Origin of the sequence: uncultured Fibrobacter sp. (assembly GCF_937877005.1) — a bacterium.
In the GTDB taxonomy this organism is placed as follows: domain Bacteria; phylum Fibrobacterota; class Fibrobacteria; order Fibrobacterales; family Fibrobacteraceae; genus Fibrobacter.
Window position 1 is genome coordinate 1 of sequence record NZ_CALEFV010000145.1, and the last position, 1619, is coordinate 1619.

Below are 1619 nucleotides of genomic sequence, written 5' to 3' on the forward strand. Positions count from 1 at the left end.
TCTTCAAACGTGCGGATCGTTAAGAACCAAAAGTGGGCAATCGCCGCTTTAATCGCACCGTCTTGCGTCGAGTTTTCAAACCAGTCGATAAAACGCCCGATTTCAAGCGGAATGCGTTCCGGGCTTACGCCGGTAAATGTTCCTGCAACGCTTTCTTTTGTCCTAAAGCTCTTTACTTTGTTCTGGCCAATGGCCGCATGCCATGCGAACAGGCGTTCTTCGGTCAGCGGGAGCTTGGCGTTTTGAATCGCGCCTACAAAATTTCGAATGTCGTTCCTGGCGGAATTCTTTTTCTTGATTTCGCTTTCAAGTATCGGAATATCCAGAGTGTAGCCGTCCAGCGCGTAGTTGGCCGCGATGTCTTTCGCGAGCATGCGCGTCTCGGTGTCCGAATCGCAAACCAGGTCTGCAACGCCCACGAGGGCGCCTTCAAGCAGTCGTGTCTGTCCCAAGGCGTCCATCACGCTTTGCGCATTATAGCGGAACTTGGTCCAGTCGGGGTACTGGTGTATAAAAAGCGGCTTCGAAACGATCATTTAACGCAAAATATACGTAGAATGGTCGCTTTTGCAAGTCCAAAATAGGAATGTTCCATCTTGGAATAAGAAATTATCACTTTTTTTCGTCGAATTTCAAAATTGTGTTTATATTAGTTTACAAGATGGATGAAAGGGGCCAAGCGGTTTGAGGTGTTTGCGCTTGGTGAGAGGCTCGGTGACGAGGTTGGCGTACCGAGCCTCTCCTTTTTTTTATTTTTGCCCTATGCAAAAAATCGATACATGGTACAAGGCCGAGGGCTATTGCCCTGCCGAAGAATTTGAAATCGCAAGCTACCTGCTTTTCGAAGCCGGCGTGGCGACACTCGAAGAATTGGACCCGAAAGAAGATGGTCGCACGGACTTCTGCTTTTATACCGGCGACAAGGCCGAACGCGACCGTATCGTAAACGAATTTCCGCAGTATCATTTTGCTGTTAGCGAAGAACCCGCGAAGGATTGGGACAAGTGGTGGCGCGACCGTGCGCAGCCGGTGTCTGTTTCCCCGCATTTGTGGGTGCGCCCGCCTTGGGTTGAATTCACGCCTGATGACCCCAAAGCCGTGGTGCTTGAACTTGAAGCCAAAACCGCTTTCGGTACTGGCGAACACGATACCACAAGTAGCTGCGCGACTTTGATGGAATCGATAGATTTTAATGGCAAGACTGTGCTTGATATCGGTACAGGTACGGGCATTTTGGCCATGTACGCTCGCCGCTTGGGCGCGAAGCTCGCTGTCGGCACCGAAATTGACCCGCTCACGATTCCCTGCATTGCTGAAAACCTCGAACGCAACGGCTTCAAGGAAAGCGACTGCATTCTCGGATTCCTGGATGCTTTCAAGGACGGCGCCAAGTTCGACGTTATTCTCTGCAACATGATCCGTAGTGAACTCTGGCCGCTTCGCGACGACATCGAAGACTTGCTCGCCGCAGGCGGTGAACTCATTATTTCGGGCCAGCTCCTCACCGAAAAGGATTACATCCTCAAGTGGTTCGAAGAAGCCGGCTTTAAAGTCAAAGAAGAACGTGTCAGCACAGAGTGGTTGAGTGTGCTTGCACACTCCTAGTGTGAATCAGAGAA

2 protein-coding genes are annotated in these 1619 nt (G+C 50.8%); one reads left to right on the forward strand and one right to left on the reverse strand.

Features of this window, described 5'->3' with window-relative positions; genetic code table 11:
- Positions 1-536, reverse strand: a 536-nt coding sequence (locus tag Q0628_RS07040; protein ID WP_298769509.1) for a DUF4172 domain-containing protein, incomplete at its 3' end; no start/stop codon positions are given.
- A 226-nt stretch (positions 537-762) separates the two neighbouring features.
- On the opposite strand from Q0628_RS07040, the gene Q0628_RS07045 reads away from it, so the two are divergent.
- Complete coding sequence (locus Q0628_RS07045; protein WP_298769511.1) at positions 763-1605, forward strand: 50S ribosomal protein L11 methyltransferase; 843 nt, start codon at positions 763-765, stop codon at positions 1603-1605.
- The last annotated feature ends 14 nt before the right edge of the window (positions 1606-1619 follow it).